This window comes from Methylobacterium sp. Leaf91 (assembly GCF_001422815.1).
Classification (GTDB): domain Bacteria; phylum Pseudomonadota; class Alphaproteobacteria; order Rhizobiales; family Beijerinckiaceae; genus Methylobacterium.
This window is the reverse complement of record NZ_LMMP01000007.1, coordinates 40031-57636: the sequence shown is the minus strand read 5'-3', so window position 1 is coordinate 57636 and position 17606 is coordinate 40031. Positions and strand designations below refer to the sequence as shown.

The following is a 17606-nucleotide window of genomic DNA, read 5'->3' as shown; positions in this document are numbered from 1 at the left end:
TCCGCGCAGAACGTAAAGCCCACATCACGCACGCCCTGAAATCCAGAACCATGGTGAACATGGCTTTGCCAGCACCCTCCAGCGAACCGGCATGTGGTGCCCGGCCCTGTGGATAGCGGGCGATGTGCCCCGAAAGGGACCTTCCGCCGAATAGGCTTGGTTACGGACCGGAAAGCATCCGCGAACAATCGGAGGGGTCTGCGCAACACTCGCTTAAGTCGGGTCTGCGAGGTTTGGCATCAGTCGAGTTCAAGTCGAACCCGAGTCAAAGTCGAGCAAGGGGCGACGAAGCGGCCTGTTTGGCACTTCGCGCTGTGCGTGTGCGTATTGCGTATCTACAGCGGCCTGGCTTCCCTGATCGATCTCCGGCTCGCCGGACTCGTGCATGAGTCGGTGATCGACGACGATGCCGTGCGGTTCCGGCACGAGCGGTTCCTGGTGTCGCGCCTCGCGACCGGGATCGTGATGATGGCCTGCCTCCCGCCTTATCTGCTCTGGCGGGGCGTCCCCAGCGGTCTCGAAGTGCTGGCCATCGCCAGCCTGATCCTTCCGATCTTCGCCGCCGTGTTCCTGTCGCGGACCGGGATCCTCTGGGTCGCCCATGCGATCTCGTCGGCGGGTCTCACCGGCCTCGTGGTCTGCCTCGCCCAGATGTCGGGCGGGGTGAATTCCGCCGCCGCGATCTGGTTGGTGGCGATCCCGTTGGAAGCCGTCGTGTCCGGCTCGCGCCGCGCGACGCTGGCCGCCGCCTTCATCGCGATGATCGGCGCCCTGGTCGTCGCCTTCCTGCCGCCGGGCAGCATCTCGCTGCCCCTCCTCGACCTGTCCCGCTCCCTGGCGATGCCGGTCTTCGCCATCACGGCCATCGGTCACGTGGCCGCCCAGGCCCTGGAGCATCTGCGCCACGAGGACCGCTGGCTGGCCCGCATGCGCGACAACGAATTGCGCGACCGCATGCTGCTCTCGGCCATCGACGACCTCGTGACCTGGCACGACCGGAACGGTCGCGTCATCGATGCGAGCGCCTCCTCGACACGTTTCGTCGGAATCGAACCGGGGCGCCTGCGCGGACACGGCCTGCTCGACCGCGTCCATGTGGGAGACCGTCCGGCCCTGCTGCAGACGATCAGCGACGTGGCCGCCAGCGGCAAACCCGCCACCGTCCAGTTCCGGCTGCATCTCGACGCGGCCGCCCAGCGCGCCGAAGGCGAGCCGCGGGTGATCTTCGCCGAAATGCGGGCCCATTGCATCGTCGGCACCCTGTCGGGGATCGAGGGATCGAGTGTGGTTTCCGTGACCCGCGACGTCAGCGAGCACCGTCGCCACGCCGAGGAACTGGAGCGCGCCCGCGCCGAGGCCGAACGCGCCGACGACCTCAAGAGCCGGTTCCTCGCCACCGTCAGCCACGAATTGCGCACGCCCCTCAACGCCATCATCGGCTTCTCGGAAGTCCTCGCCGGGCAAAGCTCCATGACGCTCGGGCCCGAGCGCAGCCGCGAATATGCCGAGATCATCGGCAGTTCCGGTCGCCATCTCCTGGACGTGGTGAACGCGCTCCTCGACATGTCGCGCATCCAGAGCGGCAATTTCGATTACGTCCCCGAGGTGGTGAATGTCGGCGCGCTGGTGCGGACCTGCTGCGACCTGATGCAGCTGAGGGCCGACCAGGGCGGGATCACGCTGGTGCGCGGCACCGACGGGTTGGGGATCGACATCATGGCGGACCCCCGCGCCTGCCGTCAGGTGCTCATCAACCTCCTCTCCAACGCGGTGAAGTTCACCGCGCCCGGCGGGCGGATCGAGGTCTCCGTCCGGCGAAGCGCGGCGCATCTCGACATCGTGGTGGCCGATACCGGGATCGGGATCGGCGCGGACGACCTGCCGCGTATCGGCGCGCCGTTCTTCCAGGCGGGCAGCGGCTACGACCGGACGCATGAGGGGACCGGCCTCGGTCTTTCGGTGGTGCAGGGCCTCGTCGGCCTCCATGGCGGCAGCATCTCCATCGAGAGCGCCGAACGCCAGGGCACCAGCGTGACCGTGACGCTTCCCCTCGATTGCCGGCGCGGATCCAGCACCGCACCGCCGGCCCCGATCCGCACCGGCATCCGCCGTTCGACGCCGCTGCCGAGCCTCGACGGGACGGTGGTGCCGGTGCGCCGACCGATGGGGCTGTTCGACCCCGCACCCGAGGCGGTGAGCGAACGCTACATCCCGATGCAGCGCGCGGGATGAGAAATCTCCGCGACCCCCAAGGCCCCACGCGCGCCTCGTCCCGGCTTCGATGCCCCGGACGAGGCGCGCGCATTCCGTACCGGCACGGCGTTTCGCCGGGGCCGGTTTTCCGTTCCCGGCTCGATCTGTCGGGCCGTCGTCTGCGTTCGAGGGGATAGACCATGCGCGAACCGCTGCCGAAGCGCGACCAGCGCGAGATCGTCGTGCCGACCAGGGCGGCGCAGGCCTCCGCGCCCCGCCGCAAACCCGCCTCCGGTCCCGCCCGGCGGCCCGCCTCCGGCTGGTTCCGGAACGTCGTGCAAGCCGTCGGCGGGTTCGGGCGGTTGTGCCTGCGCCGGCCGGGAGAGGTGCTCGGCTCGGTCGTTGCCATCGGTGCAGTGGCGGCCGTCGCCCTGAATGCGCTCGGCTACCAGGGTGGCCGCCACCCCGCGCCGCTCTTCCCCACCCTCGGCAAGGGTGCCGGCACCACCACCGCCGCCAAGCCGGTATCCGGCCAGGCAGCCGAGCCGGCGAAACTGGCGGAGGCCGCGCCGCGCAAGATCGAGGTGCCGAAGCCCGAGACCGCTCCCGAGCCGAAAGCCGCGCCGGCCATCGAGGCGGCCAAACCCGCGCCCAAGCCCGCGCCGGCGGCGGCGTCGACCAAGCGCGATGTCATCGCAGACATCATCAAGGCCGGGGAAACCACGGCGTCGGTGACGCCGAAACCCGATCAGGCCGTGGCGCAGGCACAGCGCGCCCTGGTGAAACTCGGTTACGGACCGCTCGTCGCCGATGGCGTCCTCGGCCCCGGCACACGTGCGGCCATCGAGAAATTCGAGCGTGACCGCAAGCTCCCGGTCAAGGGCGTCGCCGCCGGCCGCACCTTGCGCGAACTCGCCTCCCGTGCCGGCTCGACCAAGGGATAAGGGTCGGATCCGGCGTTCGGCCTCTGTCCTCTGTGTATGAGGGATTGAAAGCGGCAAGGCCGCTTTCGGTGTCGACGGCGCGCGAACGCGCGAAGCCCCCGCGATGTCGGCGTGGAACGGTCAAACGGGAATCGTCGTTCCTGCCCGCTCGCGCCTCTCTCCTGACGGTTCAGGAATGGCGGAGATTCTGGCCGAACACCGTTTGGCAGTTCCGGCCAACCAGTCCTTTCTCGAGCAGGGCAAGTCCCTGAACGGTCGGCCACGCTCGGGGTAAATAGAACGGCGAGTTAATCTGCCGTTCAGATAGGCGCTTTGCTCAAGTAAGCTGCATTTTGTTGGAACGGTATTTGGCAGGTCTCCGTTTATTGCTCCGTAAAGACTACAACAACTGGAGCAACCTTATGTTGAAGCAGATTCGCATCGTCGCCCTCACGACCACGTTCGTCCTCGGTGGCGCTGCCCTGGCGGTCGCGCAGTCGTCGTCCACCGTCGGAACCGGCGGCTCTTCCGCGGGCGGTGGCACCAGTTCTTCGACGGTCGGTACGGGTGGTTCGTCGGCTGGCTCCGGAAGCGGCTCGGGCACGTCCTCGACGCTGGGCACGGGCGGTTCGTCGGCCGGTGGCGGCAACAGCTCCTCGACCGTCGGCACGGGTGGTTCGTCCGCCGGCACGGGTAGCGGCTCGGGCTCGACGGTCGGTACCGGCGGTTCGTCGGCCGGCAAGGGCACTAGCGGCTCGACGGTCGGCACCGGTGGCTCGTCCGCCGGAACGTCCGGCGGCGCCGGCAAGTCCGGCAGCGCCGCTGGCCACGACAAGAGCGGTCCCGGCAATTCCGAGAACGCGCCCGGCCATAACAAGCGCTGAGCCGCAGGTCTGACCCCTCGGGCGCGGTTCCCCGGAGCCGCGCCCATCCCGCTTCCGAGGAGAGTTGCACCATGGCGCGTATGATCCTGCCGCTTCTCGGCGGCGCCCTCGCCATTGCCGGGGTCGCCGCGAGCCATGCCCAGACCAGCACCGTCACCGCGGGACCGAACGGCGTCTCGGGCGGCACGACGGTCACCACCGGGCCGAACGGAAAACCCTGTAAAATCGTCTCGTCCGATGCGGCGAAGAACACCGGAGCGGTGTCGAGTTCGGTCACGGCCGGTCCGGACGGCGTGAAGAGTTCCTCCACCGGGGGCCCGTCCGTCACCACCCGATCCGCCGATGGCACGATGAGCAGCTCGGCCTCGAGTTCGAGCTCCGGCAACGGCACCACGATGACCACCACCGGCGACGGCGACTGCGTGGTCACCGTTCCCAAGGACAAGAGGTGAGGCTGACATGACGATGACCAAGGTTCTTCCCGCGCTCGCGGCCCTCGGGCTCCTCCTCGCGCCCGCCATCGCCGATGCCCAGACTCGCGGCAGCGCGACGGGCGGCAGCGCCGGTTCCGCCGCCGCCGGCGGCACGTCCGCCTCGACGGTCGGGACGGGCGGCACCTCGACGGGCTCGGACGGCGCGACGGGCTCCTCGCTCGCGACCGGTGGCAGCGCCGCCGGCGGCAAGAGCAAGGATCGCTCGCACGTGAACGAGACCGGTAACGGTGGCCTGAACGGACAGGCCAAGGCGATGTCCCATGACGGCGGCACCTTCTCGAAGTCGCAGACCAAGACCAAGGTCCGCGATGGCGAGAGCGTCGAATCCCGCACCAAGACGATGTCGCACGAGCCGGGTTCGAAGCCGGTGAAATCGACCACCACGACCGGTTCGACCGTCGCCCAGTAGGTCTTCCGGGCAGACCCGATCCTGGCGTGCTAAGGCTGGACGCTTCTCTGGAAACCCAACGGGACCGCCCCTCGCAAGGGTGGTCCCGTTTGTGTCTGATCCAGGCGCAGGAGCCTTGTCGATCAACCCGGCACCGGTCGATTTATAGACCCGAGACGGGCGATCGCCATCGAGCGTCGGATCCAATCCGGGCATTGGTCCACAGAGGCCGATGCTTGCGCCAATCCATCGGTGCTATAGGCGGGCCATGCCTCGCCTGCGCTCCGATTTCTGGGTCTCGGCCCATCTCCGCCGTCTCGCCGTCGAGGGGATCGACGCGGTGCAGCGACGGCGCGGTGCGCCCGAGGCGGGAGCCATCTTCGTGAAGGTCGACCGTCTGGATGGCCGGGCGGACCTTTATGGTCCGGCCCCGCAATCCCTCGTCGATACCGGGGACGGGGCGGACCGCAGCTTCGTCCGGCTGATGAGCGAAGCCTCGCCGCCCGATGTCGAACTCCGCATCGGCAAGGAACTGCGTTTCGACGACGATCTCTGGATCATCGAGATCGACGACCGCGCAGGCCGCCACCATCTCGATCTCGCCGAATAGAACGACGCGGGCTCCGGCGGACCGTCAGGCCGTTCCGGACTGCCGCACCCTGCCGGGAAGGGCCGGGCGTAGCGGGGCGCGCTCGGTGGCGGGCATGCGGGGACGCACCGCGTCGGGGGCCGCGTAGGGCTGGTGGGCGGAGCCGCCGTTGAGCCGCTCGGCCAGTGGCATGTCGAGAACCGCACAGAGAAGGTCTCGGGCCGCACCGCGCGGGATGGTGCGGAACAGCTTCACCAGATCGTAGACCCGGTCCACGGAGCGGGCCACGGTCTCGTTGAGGGTGAGGAAGACATACACCGCCTCTTCCTCGTGCAGCCCGACCGCGCGAAGCGCCAGGGTCAGGAGGTCGTAGCGGCGGCTCGGGTCGGGTGTCCCGGCGAGAAAATTGCGCTGCAGCCCGAGCATGTCCGACAGTGCGCCGACGAAGCCGGCCACGTCCTTGCGCCCGGAGAAACCCGTGAGGATGGCTCCGGCCTCCCGCGGCAGGGGCGGCGCTGGCCGAAGTGCGGCGCGCGAGCCCACCGCCCGGCCGATCGCCTCGCGGAGTTCCTCGTCGGAGTACAGAAACAGTGGTCCGAGATCGCCCGGAGCGAGGTCGGGACGGGCGAGCAGCGCCTGGGCCAGGTCCGGCCTGGTACGAGCGCGACCGACCAGGAGCGCGACGGTGGTGCCCTGAAGGCTGAGCTGCCAGTTCTCGGCAAGCGCGAGATCGATGGCCGCGACGTCGCGGGAGGCCATCTCGTCGATGAGGCTGCGGCTCAGATCGGCCCGTCGGGCGATGGCGACGGCGATGTCCGACCCGTCCGCCAGTGCGGCCTCGATCACGAGCGCCGACAGGTCCGGCGCCTGCGCGATGACCAGATCCCTGATCTCACCGCCGCGTGCGGCGAGTGCGGCGAGGACGGATTGCGGGGTCGCGGGGAAGGGCGCCAGCTTGCGCGCCACGATCTCGGCTGTCTCGTCGTCGACGGTCGGGATCAGGCCGCCGGCCAGGGATTCGAAGGCCTCCACCGTCTTCCTGTCCCGCGCGGTCGCGGTGAGGAAGAGATCGGTCTGCACCCGGAGGATGACAGGTTTCAGATCGAGGTCACCGAGACGCGACAGTTCGATCAGGCCGGAGAAGTCCGGCGCATCGTCGAGAGATGGGGACATGGCACTTCGTTTACGCAGAACTCGCTGGACACAGCTTTAGCGAGCTTGCGTGAACCGACCTTTAAAGGGCGACGCCGCCGCGCCGCCCTTCTTGCCCCATTGCGGGATCAGCCGACCAGACGCGCCTTGTTCTCAGACGTGGAATCGGAACCCTTCGGCGGGGGGAACACCACCGGTGTCACGGCACCGGGTGCCATCGGACCCGTGGCCGGCGCGGAGGGTTTCGACACCATAGCGGCGCCGTTCACCGGCTGGGGTTCGGCGGGTTTCGCAGGTGACGCGACGGGCGCAGGCACCGGTGCCGGCATCTCGTTGCCCTGCAGGGCTGGCGCGAGGGCCGGTTGGCTGCGATCGTCCTTGTCGACGAGGTCGCCGGTGACATCGTCGCTGGACGGCCCCTCGAGCAACTCGGTCGGCGCCTTCCAGACGAAGGCGTCGAGATGGCCGGTGACCGGCGAGACCGGCGCCCAGCGCTCCGAGGCGATCCCGTCCGCGATCCACATCGGGTCGCGCGGGGCGTGGGCGGCCTTGGCCAGCCATTCGCGTGCCCGGCCTGTTCCCGCACCGTGCTCGGCCTCTTCGATCTTCGCCATGGCGAGGCAGGTGCGGACGGTCGGACGCTCGGCGAGAAGGGGCGCCAGCGCTTCGCGGGCCTTGCCGAATTCCTGCGCCTCCAAGGCGGCCTGCGCCATGGCGAGGCGGGCTTCGGGGTGCCAGGTGGAAATCTTGGCGAGGGTTTCGGCCCGGGCGAGCCGGTCGCGCACGGAATCGCCCACGCGCAGGCCGAGATAGACCTTGGCAAGGTCCGGGTGGGGATTGGCGCGCCAGGCCGCTTCGACGATCTTGGCCGCTTTCCTCAGGTCGCCGCGCCGCGCGAGCAGGCGTCCGGCGATGCAGGCGGCCGGGACGAGGTCGGGCGCGAGCTTGACCGCATCGAGAGCGCGCTGCGTCGCCGCTTCGGGCTCGCCGGCCTCGCGGGTCTGCGCTGCGGCGGTGAGAAGGACCGCGCGCTGGCGACGGGCGAGCCCCTTCTCGATGAGACCGAGGGAGGCACGGCGCTCCACCGTCTCGACGGCGCCGCTCCAATCGCCATCGGCGCATTGCGCCTCCAGCACGGCCTCGTTGGCCCAGGTGACGCTGGGAGCGAGGCGCGCGGCCTCGGACGCATAGGCACGGGCGGCCACGTCGTCCTCGCGGCGGCGGGCTTCCACGAACAACCCGCGCAGGCCGAGCACCCGCGTCTCGGGATCGTTGACCATGCGCTGGAACGCGTGTTCCGCCGCCTCGCGGTCACCGGAGATCTGGGCGGCCTGCGCCTTCAGGAGGAGCGCCAGGGGCTCGGCACCGAGCAGACGCTCGGCGTCGCTGGCATGGCGACGCGCCGCCAGGGGATCGCCCGAGCCGACCGCGACCATGCCCCGCGAGAGGGCGGAGAAACCCTTGGCCCGGCGACGCTCCTTGGAGCCACGGACCAGGGCCTCGGGAAGCGTGATGATTCCCCTCACCACGGCCCAGATGAACCCGATGACGATGGCGGCGATGAGCACCCCGATCAGGGCGATGGCGAGGCTCGTGGCGACCTCGTACCCGTTCCACACGATGGTGACCGTGCCGGGCCGGTCGGCGATCCATGTCGCCCCGAAGGCGGCAATGGCGAGGAGGGCTAGAAAGGCGAGGGCGCGCCACATGGGATCACGAACTCCGGAAGGTGGCGTCGGCCGGGGAGGGGACGCGAGTATCGGGAAAGGCGGGCAAGCTGCGCCCGCACACAATGATCGAGACGACGCCGTCCGGCGATCCGCGCAGACGGACGGACCTCACCGGGCTGTACCGGTCGACGGCAAGGCCTTGAACGCGTCCGCCAGCAGCATCCGCGCGGCGTCACCCGCCGCGGCCCGCGAGGCGAGCTTGGTGCCAAACTCGCCGAACTGCCCGCGTACATCCTCGGGCAGGCCGGCAAAGGCCTTGGCCGCCTCGGCAATGGCACCGCGATCCAGGGCATCCTGCACCTTCGGCACGGCATCCTCGGTGACGGTTTCGCCGGGCTTTGCCGGCGCGTCGACCTTGCGGACTTGGACGATGGATTCGGCCATGCTCATCAGGCGCTGCTTGATGTCGCCTGTCTCGGCCACCGATTTCGCCTGGGCCGCCTTGCGGTTCGCGGCGATCCGCTCGGCGATGGGACGGAACTCGGCGGCGAGAGACGCGGCCGTCGGAGCGCCCTTGTCGGCGAAGGCCGCGACGGCGCTGAGCCGTGCCGGATCGCCGGGTTCGGAGCTGCGCAGGGCCGCCAGTGCATCGGCATAGGGCGAGCCGGTATTCAGCGCGCCGACGATGCGGTCCGCCGCGACGACCCGCATGGCGGCCTGGACGGTGGAGGCCTCCGCGCGGCTGGCCAGGGCCTGATCGAGGCCGGCGATCTTCTCGGATTGGGCCTGGATGAGCCGCTCCACGCCCTTGGCCGCTTCGGCCGCCTGCGCCTTGTTGGCGTCGACCGCCTGCTGGCTGGCCTGCGTCGCGGTCTGGACCGCTTCCGTCGCGGCCTTCACGCGGCTCTCGAGGGTTTGCTGCAGGCTCGCGAGCTTCTGGTTCAGCGCTTCCCCGGCCTCGGCATTCGCCTTGGTGCGCGTCTCGAGTTCACCCTTCAGGGCGGTGACCTGGCTCGCAAGCCCGTCGTTGGCGGCGGGCTTGGCGGCGGTGTCGACCTTGCCCTCGACGGCCTTCAGCCTGTCCTCGAGACCGGTCAGGGTCTGGGGGGTGATGGCGGTGAGACCGGCATTGCCGGATTGGTCGCGTCCCGGCTCTTCCTGTAGAGCCGCCACGCGCTGGTCGAGCCCATCGAGCCGGGCCATGAGATCCGGCGGCAGGGTCGCGGCTGGCGCGGATCCGTCACCGGTCGGCGCCGTGGTCGGTACCGCGGACACGGATCCCGCCTTCTGCAGCGCCTCCTTGGCGATGGCATCGGCCGAGCGAATGGATTCTTGCAGCGGCTTCAGGCCGGCCTCGTTGGCGCCGATGCGCTTGTCGAGGGCGGCGAGGGCCTCCTTCGGCGCAAGCGCGGCGATCTTCTGGTCGAGGGCGGCGATGCGACCGTCCTCCGCGACGCCCAGGGCACCGGAGCGCTCCACGGCGAAAAGCAGGCCGGCACCGATGACACCACCGAGGAGCCCGGCCGTGGCGACCGAGCCGAAGCCCGCGCCGCCGCGCCTGGGTTCGGGCGCGGCAACGGCCGGACCGATCTTGGGTGTTGTCGAACCGGCGCTCTTCGCGTCGGAGGGCGCGGACGGCTTGTCCGGGCTGCCCGTGAAGGTGGTGGAGCCGGAGGGTTTGGTCGCGCTCGAAGCAGGACCGGTCTTGGTGGCCTCGGGGGAATCGGAAATCCGCTTCGCCTTCAGGTCGATGATCGGCCCGTCGGTGATCTCTGCCTTCTGCGGCGTGGATTGCGGGCCGCTGGTGGCCGCCCCGGTTTTCGGCGCATCGTTACGCATCGATGACGCACCGCTCGCCGCCGGACCTGCGCCGATGGGGCCGGAACCGGCAGGCTTCGCCGGCTCCGACTTCGCCGGATCGGGCTTGGACAGATCGGGCTTGGGGCCACCCGCCTTGCCGGCGTCGAAGCTCGATGCGGCAGATTTCGGCGGCTCGGATTTGACGGGCTCCGCCTTCGGCGCATCCGCTTTCACGGGGCTGGACGGAGACGTGCCCGCCTTCGCGGCGTCGGGCTTCAGCTCAGCCGGCTTCACGTCGGCCGGCTTGCCGTCCGAAGGTTTGGCGACCGTCGATACCGGTGTCGTGCCGGCGACAGGCGTCTCGGCCTTGGCCGGCTGGGCCTGTGATCCTACGGGCGGCACGATGGGCTTTGCTTCGCCTGAACTTGCGGAGCCGGGATTCGAAGAGCCAGGATTCGTGGAGCCCGGCTTGGCGGTGGCAGGATTCGTGGAGGCAGCACTCGTGGAGCCGGGAATCGGTGTGCCGGGCTTGCCCACTTCAGGCTTGCCGGTTTCGGGCTTGCCGGTCTCGGGTTTGGGGCCGTTCGCCCCGGTGGGCGTTCCCGGACCTTTTCCGTCGCTGTTGGGTGGATTCACGGGCTTCTTGCTCCCTTCCCGACTTTCGTCTGCCGCATTCCGCAACCTGGCGCGTTCCGCGCTCCGTTTGCCGCCCTGCGGTCACAGCTTGTCATTCGTCCTAGCACCGAGGCCGCCGCCTCGGCGAGACCGCTTGTCAGAATCCTGATGTCAGGCCCGCGAGAAGTGAATCCTCATTGGCCTGTCCGGCAACGAAATGGGGAGCGATCCCAACCCGAGCCAGGGGAGCCGCCACGTCCGCCGACAAGCAGTAATGCCTGAGCGCCGCGAAAGCTCCGCCATATCCCGCCTTGATGGCGAGTTCGCAAGCCGTCGCGGCGCTTCTTCGTGAGTAGTGCAACACGCCTGTCAGCGTGGACGGGGGCGCGAGCGCCGACGCCACCAATGCGGGCAGCGACGGCACGGCTCGTGCGCCATAGGCAATGTGGCTCGTCAGCCGGAAGCCGGCTCGTGTCAGGGATGCCTCCGGTTCCGCCTTGCGGTCCTCCCCCGCCACATGCAGCAGGGATGCTCCCGGCGAGACTTCCCGCTCCACGAGGCCGACGAGATCGGCGGCGTTGCCGTCGGCCGTCTTTACCGATGTAAACCCGCATTCCCGTGCCAGCGCCGCCGTGCGTGCACCCACCGCGAAGACGGGGACGCTATGAAGCGGGTGCCATCGCGAGGCTTGCCGAAGCGCGTTCGCGCTGGTGACGACGAGACCGTCGAAGGGGCCTTCCGGCAGGGGAGCATCCGTCGCCGCCACCACGAGGACCGGCGCCACCAGGGGCTCGAAGCCCAGGGCGGAGAGTCGCTCGGCCGTGCGCGTGGCGCCCGGCTCGGGCCGCGCGATCCAGATTCGTGTCGCCACCATGGCTTCGGATTCGCTCCTCGGCGGGCCGTTGGCAAGCCGCTTCGATGACACGTCGTTGCCGGTGGACGACCATCGCTGGCTCCGGCCGTCGTTGCCCTCCACCGTCATGCCCGGCTAGGGTGGGAAACCTTGTCTCCGTGAAATCCAAAGCATCGTCATGAACGTCCTCGGCATCGAAACGACCTGCGACGAGACGGCCGCCTCCGTCGTGATGCCGGGCGAGGACGGGCGAGGCCGCATCCTCTCCAACGAGGTTCTGAGCCAGATCGCCGAGCACGCGGCCTATGGCGGCGTCGTGCCCGAGATCGCGGCCCGCGCCCATGTGGAGGTGCTCGACCGCCTCGTCGCCCGTGCCCTCGACGGCGCCGGAATGAGGCTGTCGCAGGTGGACGGCATCGCGGTCGCGGCCGGGCCGGGCCTGATCGGCGGGGTGCTGATCGGCCTCGTCACGGCCAAGACCCTGTCGCTGGTGGCGCGAAAGCCCCTCATCGCGGTGAACCATCTGGAGGCGCATGCGCTGACGGCCCGGCTCACTGACGGCATCGGCTTTCCCTACCTGCTGCTGCTGGCTTCCGGCGGGCACACGCAGCTCGTGGCGGTGAAGGGCGTGGGCGATTACGTCCGCCTCGGCACCACTGTGGACGATGCCATCGGCGAGGCGTTCGACAAGGTGGCAAAGCTCCTGGGCCTCGGCTATCCAGGCGGCCCCGAGGTCGAGCGCATGGCCGAGACCGGCAACGGGGAGCGTTTCGCCCTGCCGCGGCCCATGCTCGGCCGCCGCGAGCCGAACTTCTCCCTGTCGGGCCTCAAGACCGCCCTGCGGATCGAGGCCGAGCGGCTGGCCCCGCTCTCCAGCGCCGATGTGGCCGATCTCTGCGCCAGCTTCCAGGCGGCGGTGGTGGACGTGGTGGTGGACAGGGTCCGTGTCGCCCTGCGCGAGTTCGGCTCCATCGCGGGCCATCCGACCGCCCTCGTCGCCGCCGGCGGGGTCGCCGCCAACGGCGCGATCCGGCGTGCGCTGACGACACAGGCAAACGAGGCCGGTCTCGCTTTCGTGGCCCCACCCCTGTCCCTCTGTGGCGATAACGGCGCGATGATCGCCTGGGCGGGAATCGAGCGCTTGCGCCTCGGCCTCGTGGACGATCTCACCGCGCCCGCGCGCGCGCGCTGGCCCTTCGCCGAGGCGGCGGCGGTTGCCTGAGGGTCTTTTGAAAGGGACCGTGCCGCCCGTCGCCCTGCAGAGGCGCTGGCGCGACCTCGTCGACCGGCGTCTTCCCCAAGCGGCCCGTGCCCGGCCGGAATGGCCGGTGCGCCTCGATCATTGTTTCGCGCGCATCCTCCTCGACAATGCCTGCGGCGGTCCCTGGCGCGAGAGCGTCGCCCCGCCCGCCTGGGCGAACATGCCGCCCGACCGGCTCTCCCTCGCCATCGATCTCGGCGAGGCGGTGCTGGCCGAGAAGGCCGATCTCGGACTCCTCAACCGGCGTTCCCTTGCCTGGCGCGGCAAGATCCGGCGCAGCGTGCCGCCGCCGGTTCCCGCCTCGCTCAAGGGGCAAGGCTTCGTCCTCCGGCGCTGGCTTCGTGCGGACGATCGGCCTTTCGCGGATCTCAATGCCGATGCGGAGGGGATGCGTCATTTCCCCTCCACCAAGAGCCGGGGCGAGAGCCTGATCGAGGCGCGCGCCATCGACCGGCGCTTCGAGTCCGACGGGTTCGGGCCCTGGGCGCTCGACGTGCCGGGGGAGGGGTTCGTCGGCTTCGTCGGCGCCATGCGGCTGATCCGACCCATGCCGTTCGGGGGTGGGGAGACGGCGGGCGCGACGGTGGAGATCGGCTGGCGACTGGCCCGCTCCGCCTGGGGACGCGGCCTCGCCACGAGAGCCGCAAAGCTCGCCCTCGACGACCTGTTCGGGCGCTGCGGCGTGCCGGCCGTGGTGGCCTTCACCGCCGCGTGCAACACCCCGTCGCTGCGGGTCATGCACCGGCTCGGCATGGTGTTCGCCGAGGATTTCCTGCATCCGGCCCTCCCGGCGGACGACCGTCTCCAGCCGCATCGGCTCTATCGGCTGAAGGCGGGCGGGACATCCTCGATCGGGGACCAAGCGCCAGAGGACCATCGATCATGAGCGAGCGGATTGCGGTGGTAGGCGGGGGCGCCTGGGGAACGGCGCTGGCCAACGCGGCGGCGGCCACGGGGCGGCCCGTGACCCTGTGGCTGCGCGACGGGGAGGCCGCCGCTCGGCTTCAGGCCAGCCGCGAGAACGCCCGCTACCTGCCCGGCGTGACGCTGCACGACGGCATCCGCGCCACCGGCGAAGCGCGCGATCTCGCCGGGGCGGGCATCGTCCTGCTGGTGACGCCGGCCCAGACCCTGCGCGGCGTTCTGGGAACCCTGCGCCCGTCCCTCGATCCGCAGGCGGCCATCGTCCTCTGCGCCAAGGGAATCGAGCGGGGCAGCGACGCCTTCATGAGCGCGGTGGCGGCCGAGGCGATGCCCGGCGCGCCCGTGGCCGTCCTGTCCGGCCCGAGCTTCGCGGCGGATGTCGCCCGCAACCTGCCCACCGCCGTGACTCTGGCCGCGGAGGATGGCGCCCTCGCCGGCCGCCTCGCCGCCGCTTTGTCCGGCCCGGCTCTGCGCGTCTACCACACCGACGACGTGCGCGGCGTCGAGATCGGCGGGGCGGGCAAGAACGTGCTCGCCATCGCCTCCGGCATCGTCGCGGGGCGCGGCCTCGGTGAGAGCGCCCGCGCCGCCCTGATCGCGCGGGCCTTCGCCGAGCTGATGCGCTTTGCCCGCGCCTATGGCGGACGGCCCGAGACGCTGATGGGATTGTCTGGCCTCGGCGATCTCGTCCTCACCGCCTCTTCGCCGCAATCGCGCAACTTCGCCTTCGGCCAGCGCCTCGGCGCCGGGGCCACCCCGGAGGAGGCGGCGGGCGGCAAGCTCGCCGAGGGCGCCTTCACCGCCGCCGCGCTCATCGCCCTGGCGCGCCGCAACGCGGTGGAGATGCCGGTGGCCGAGGCCGTGGCCGCCATCGTCTCCGGGGGAGCGAGCGTAGATGCCGTGGTGGCGGGGCTCCTCGCCCGTCCCCTCAAGGGGGAGGCCGAATGAGCACGGGGCCGATCCACGCCTTCCTCGCCGGCACGGGTCGTGATGGCGCGCGGCGCAGCCTCGCCGACATCCTCGCCTTCGACGATGCGCGGATCGAGGGCGTGCACGACTACATCCAATGGTGCTTTCCCCTGGCCAAAGCCAGCCGCGCGGTGCCGGGCGCCCCGGTGCTGGGGCGCGACGAGGCCGAGGCGATCCGCGCCGACGAGACCGCGCGAGCGGGCCTGCGCTCGGCGCTCGCACGGATGCGGCTCTTCTATACCCGCACCGACGGCTGGCTGCGCCCCTACGACCACAACCACCTGCGCATCACCCGGATACTCACCGCGAGCCGCAGCCTTCTCAGTCCGGACGAGGCGGAGGCATTCCACGCCTTCGTGACCGCGCGCAACGCGCAAGCCGGCTCGCCCATCAACGAAGACAGCTTGCGCTACTGGGGATCGGCCCTGCACGACGCCTGACGGCTACGCTTTCCCGCGCTAAGGAGGCGCGACGATCGAAAAGGCGAGCGATGGCGTACTGGCTCTACAAATCCGAACCCAAGACCTGGTCCTGGGACCAGCAGGTCGAGGCGGGGGAGCACGGCACGCCGTGGAACGGGGTGCGCAACCACGTCGCCAAGCTCAACCTGATGGCGATGCAGGTGGGCGAGCGCGGCTTCTTCTACCATTCCAACGAGGGCAAGGCGGTGGTGGGGATCGTCGAGGTGATCCGCCCCTACTACCCCGACGACACCGACCCGACCGGCCGGTTCGGCATGGTCGACCTGCGGGCCGTCGAGCCGCTGAAGAAGCCGGTGACCCTGGAGGCGATCAAGGCCGAGCCGCGACTGAAGGCGATGGTACTGGCCAACAATTCCCGCCTCTCGGTCCAGCCGGTGACGGAGGAGGAATGGGCGATCGTGCGCGGGATGGGTGGGCTCGTTTAGAGCTTCCCCACCCCGTCCGACCAAGCGATCAGCCCATCATGAATTGCGCCACGGCACCCTGGAACGTCTCCGGCGCTTCCTCGGCGACGAAATGGCCGCTCTCCTCGACGATGACCGTCTCCAGCCGATCGCTCTCGCGGCTCAGGGCGTCCGACAGGCGCGAGCCCACCCCGTAACGGCCCGTGATGGCCAGGACCGGCATTGCGAGACGGCGTCCGGCGAAGCTGGCCGCGAGCGCGGCGTCGTCCTTGAGAGCGCGATAGTAGTTGAACCCCGCTTTCATGCCGCCGGGCAATGCATAGTGCCGCGCGTACTCCGCGATCGCCTCGTCCGTAACGGCCTCCTTGCGGTGGGACCACGCCCTGATCTGGTCGCGGATATAGCCACGCTCCCGACCGGCCGTGAGCTTTTCGGGGATGTCGGGGGCCATGTGGAATCCATAGTGCCACGCTCCGCCCTGGAGCGGGTCCATGTTCTCCGTGCCGGGAAGAAGGCAATCGGCGAGGACGAGTCGGGAGATCTGGTCGGGGTGCAGATGCGCCAGGACGTAGGCCGCCTTGCCGCCCATGTCGTGCCCGACCACGCCCGCACGGCCACCCGCCTCGTGGTCGATCAGAGCACGGATATCCTCCGCAATCGTACGTTTGTCGTAGCCCGATACGGTGCGCTCCGAGAGACCGAGCCCCCTGAGATCGGGCGCGATGACGGTGAAGCGGTCGGACAAGGCGGCCATCGTGGCCTTCCAGGCCGCCCATGTCTGCGGCCAGCCATGCAGAAGGACCAGGGGCGGGCCGGATCCGGCGACGACGTAATGCATGCGGATGCCATTGAGCTGCGCGAAGCGACTGGCCGCTCCCGGCGGCAGCACGCCCGCATCCAGCCCGGAATCGGGCACCGCCCCGAGCGCGGGCGCGATCCCGAGCGCGAGGGAGGCGCATGCGGCGGAACGGAGGAGGTCTCGGCGCTGGATCGGCATGTCGGCATCCGTCATGGTTGCGATGCAGAATGGTTGTCCGATGCCGACGCAGCGTCTACGCGCTGGACAGCGCTCGTTGCCATAACCAGGGGTTATGCGTGGATCTCACCGTCGCCCTCCGAGCCTTCATTCGCACCGTGGAGCGCGGTTCGATGACGGCGGCCGCCGAGGATCTCGGGATCTCGCAGCCGGCGGTGAGCAAGCTCCTTCGCAATCTCGAAGCGCATACCCGCGCCCGGCTGCTGGAGCGAAACTCCCGCGCCATCCGGCCGACACCCGTGGGCTTGCGTCTCTACGAAGCCTCCAATGGCGCCCTCGCCACCATCGACGCCGCAATCGACGAGGCTCGGAACGAAGCCGGGACGATCGGAGGTTCCCTGCGCGTGCATGGCCCGGTTTGCTTGGGAGAGAGCCGCCTCCACCGGATCGTCGCCGACTTTCAGGATCGGCACCCGGCCGTCTCGGTCCGCCTGACCCTCGAGAACCGCTCGGCCGATCTCATCCACGAAGGCTTCGATCTCGCCATCCGCATGGGCCGCCCGGTCGACCAGGAGGCGATCCTGCGTCGGATCGGGCTGGTCCAGCGCATCCTCGTCGCGGCACCGTCGTATCTCGAGACACGCGCTTCGGTCACCGAGCCGCACGATCTCCTCGACCACAGCCTCCTCGTCACCGACACGGTGTTGTCCCGGGCCGATACATTGCCCCTGTGCCGGAACGGTGAGACGGTCGAAGTCCCGGTGCGGCCGGTGCTGACGACCAACAACGCGCGCGTCCTCATCGACGCCATGTTGTCGGGGCGGGGGATAGGGACGGCGCAGGTCCAACTCGTCACGGAGGAACTGGCGAGCGGGCGTCTGGTCAGAGTCCTGGGTGATCACGAGATCCGGCCGACCGAGCTTTACCTCACCTACTCCTCGGCGAAGTTCCTACGGCCGACGGTGCGCGCCTTCGTCGATTTCGTCGTCCCGGCCCTGCGCCGGATCGACGGCATCGTCTGATTGCCGG

17 protein-coding genes are annotated in these 17606 nt (G+C 69.8%); 12 read left to right on the top strand and 5 right to left on the bottom strand.

Annotation, left to right across the window (positions count from 1 at the left end; translation table 11 throughout):
• Positions 1 to 318 precede the first annotated feature (318 nt).
• The 6 genes from ASF32_RS08000 (at position 319) to ASF32_RS07975 (ending at position 5492) form a co-directional block, all read left to right on the top strand.
• A complete protein-coding gene (locus ASF32_RS08000) occupies positions 319 to 2232 on the top strand; it encodes an ATP-binding protein (RefSeq protein ID WP_056426076.1) in 1914 nt (637 codons plus the stop codon).
• A gap of 161 nt (positions 2233 to 2393) precedes the next feature.
• Complete coding sequence (locus ASF32_RS07995) at positions 2394 to 3137, top strand: peptidoglycan-binding domain-containing protein (protein WP_056426074.1); 744 nt, start codon at positions 2394 to 2396, stop codon at positions 3135 to 3137.
• A gap of 401 nt (positions 3138 to 3538) precedes the next feature.
• Positions 3539 to 4000, top strand: a complete 462-nt coding sequence (locus ASF32_RS07990; RefSeq protein WP_056426073.1) for a hypothetical protein — start codon at positions 3539 to 3541, stop codon at positions 3998 to 4000.
• Between the two features lie 71 nt (positions 4001 to 4071).
• Complete coding sequence (locus ASF32_RS07985; RefSeq protein ID WP_056426070.1) at positions 4072 to 4452, top strand: hypothetical protein; 381 nt, start codon at positions 4072 to 4074, stop codon at positions 4450 to 4452.
• 13 nt (positions 4453 to 4465) lie between these two features.
• Positions 4466 to 4903: a hypothetical protein gene (locus ASF32_RS07980; protein WP_244477917.1), complete on the top strand. Its 438-nt coding sequence runs from the start codon at positions 4466 to 4468 to the stop codon at positions 4901 to 4903.
• A 247-nt stretch (positions 4904 to 5150) separates the two neighbouring features.
• The gene (locus ASF32_RS07975; protein ID WP_056426063.1) at positions 5151 to 5492 is read left to right on the top strand and encodes a DUF1491 family protein; all 342 of its coding nucleotides are present in this window, start codon (positions 5151 to 5153) and stop codon (positions 5490 to 5492) included.
• Positions 5493 to 5516: 24 nt separating this feature from the next.
• On the opposite strand, the gene ASF32_RS07970 is transcribed toward ASF32_RS07975, so the two are convergent.
• From ASF32_RS07970 to ASF32_RS07955, 4 genes are all read right to left on the bottom strand, one after another.
• Complete coding sequence (locus ASF32_RS07970; protein WP_056426060.1) at positions 5517 to 6644, bottom strand: DUF2336 domain-containing protein; 1128 nt, start codon at positions 6642 to 6644, stop codon at positions 5517 to 5519.
• A 107-nt stretch (positions 6645 to 6751) separates the two neighbouring features.
• Entirely contained in the window at positions 6752 to 8332 is a 1581-nt protein-coding gene (locus ASF32_RS07965) for a heme biosynthesis HemY N-terminal domain-containing protein (protein ID WP_056426058.1), read from the bottom strand.
• A gap of 129 nt (positions 8333 to 8461) precedes the next feature.
• Positions 8462 to 10729, bottom strand: coding sequence for a hypothetical protein (locus tag ASF32_RS07960; protein WP_056426055.1), 2268 nt, complete (start codon positions 10727 to 10729; stop codon positions 8462 to 8464).
• 136 nt (positions 10730 to 10865) lie between these two features.
• Positions 10866 to 11582 (bottom strand): uroporphyrinogen-III synthase, encoded by a 717-nt coding sequence (locus ASF32_RS07955; RefSeq protein WP_056426244.1) that lies wholly within the window; start codon positions 11580 to 11582, stop codon positions 10866 to 10868.
• 157 nt (positions 11583 to 11739) lie between these two features.
• Between ASF32_RS07955 and tsaD the strand changes: the two genes are divergently transcribed.
• From tsaD to ASF32_RS07930, 5 genes are read left to right on the top strand one after another with little or no spacing between them, the layout of a single operon-like run.
• The gene (gene tsaD / locus ASF32_RS07950) at positions 11740 to 12783 is read left to right on the top strand and encodes a tRNA (adenosine(37)-N6)-threonylcarbamoyltransferase complex transferase subunit TsaD (RefSeq protein ID WP_056426052.1); all 1044 of its coding nucleotides are present in this window, start codon (positions 11740 to 11742) and stop codon (positions 12781 to 12783) included.
• 19 nt (positions 12784 to 12802) lie between these two features.
• Positions 12803 to 13708 (top strand): GNAT family N-acetyltransferase, encoded by a 906-nt coding sequence (locus tag ASF32_RS07945; protein WP_082470020.1) that lies wholly within the window; start codon positions 12803 to 12805, stop codon positions 13706 to 13708.
• Entirely contained in the window at positions 13705 to 14694 is a 990-nt protein-coding gene (locus ASF32_RS07940) for an NAD(P)H-dependent glycerol-3-phosphate dehydrogenase (protein ID WP_056426046.1), read from the top strand. The genes ASF32_RS07945 and ASF32_RS07940 overlap by 4 nt, the downstream gene beginning before the upstream one ends.
• Positions 14691 to 15155, top strand: a complete 465-nt coding sequence (locus ASF32_RS07935) for an opioid growth factor receptor-related protein (protein WP_056426043.1) — start codon at positions 14691 to 14693, stop codon at positions 15153 to 15155. The genes ASF32_RS07940 and ASF32_RS07935 overlap by 4 nt, the downstream gene beginning before the upstream one ends.
• A 50-nt stretch (positions 15156 to 15205) precedes the next feature.
• Positions 15206 to 15622, top strand: a complete 417-nt coding sequence (locus ASF32_RS07930) for an EVE domain-containing protein (protein WP_056426040.1) — start codon at positions 15206 to 15208, stop codon at positions 15620 to 15622.
• 28 nt (positions 15623 to 15650) lie between these two features.
• Here the strand turns inward: ASF32_RS07930 and ASF32_RS07925 are convergent, their stop codons facing one another.
• On the bottom strand, positions 15651 to 16598 hold the full coding sequence (locus ASF32_RS07925; protein WP_056426241.1) for an alpha/beta hydrolase: 948 nt from the start codon (positions 16596 to 16598) through the stop codon (positions 15651 to 15653).
• Between the two features lie 98 nt (positions 16599 to 16696).
• Here ASF32_RS07925 and ASF32_RS07920 point away from each other — a divergent pair, with 98 nt between their 5' ends.
• Positions 16697 to 17599, top strand: a complete 903-nt coding sequence (locus tag ASF32_RS07920; protein ID WP_056426037.1) for a LysR family transcriptional regulator — start codon at positions 16697 to 16699, stop codon at positions 17597 to 17599.
• Positions 17600 to 17606: the final 7 nt, after the last annotated feature.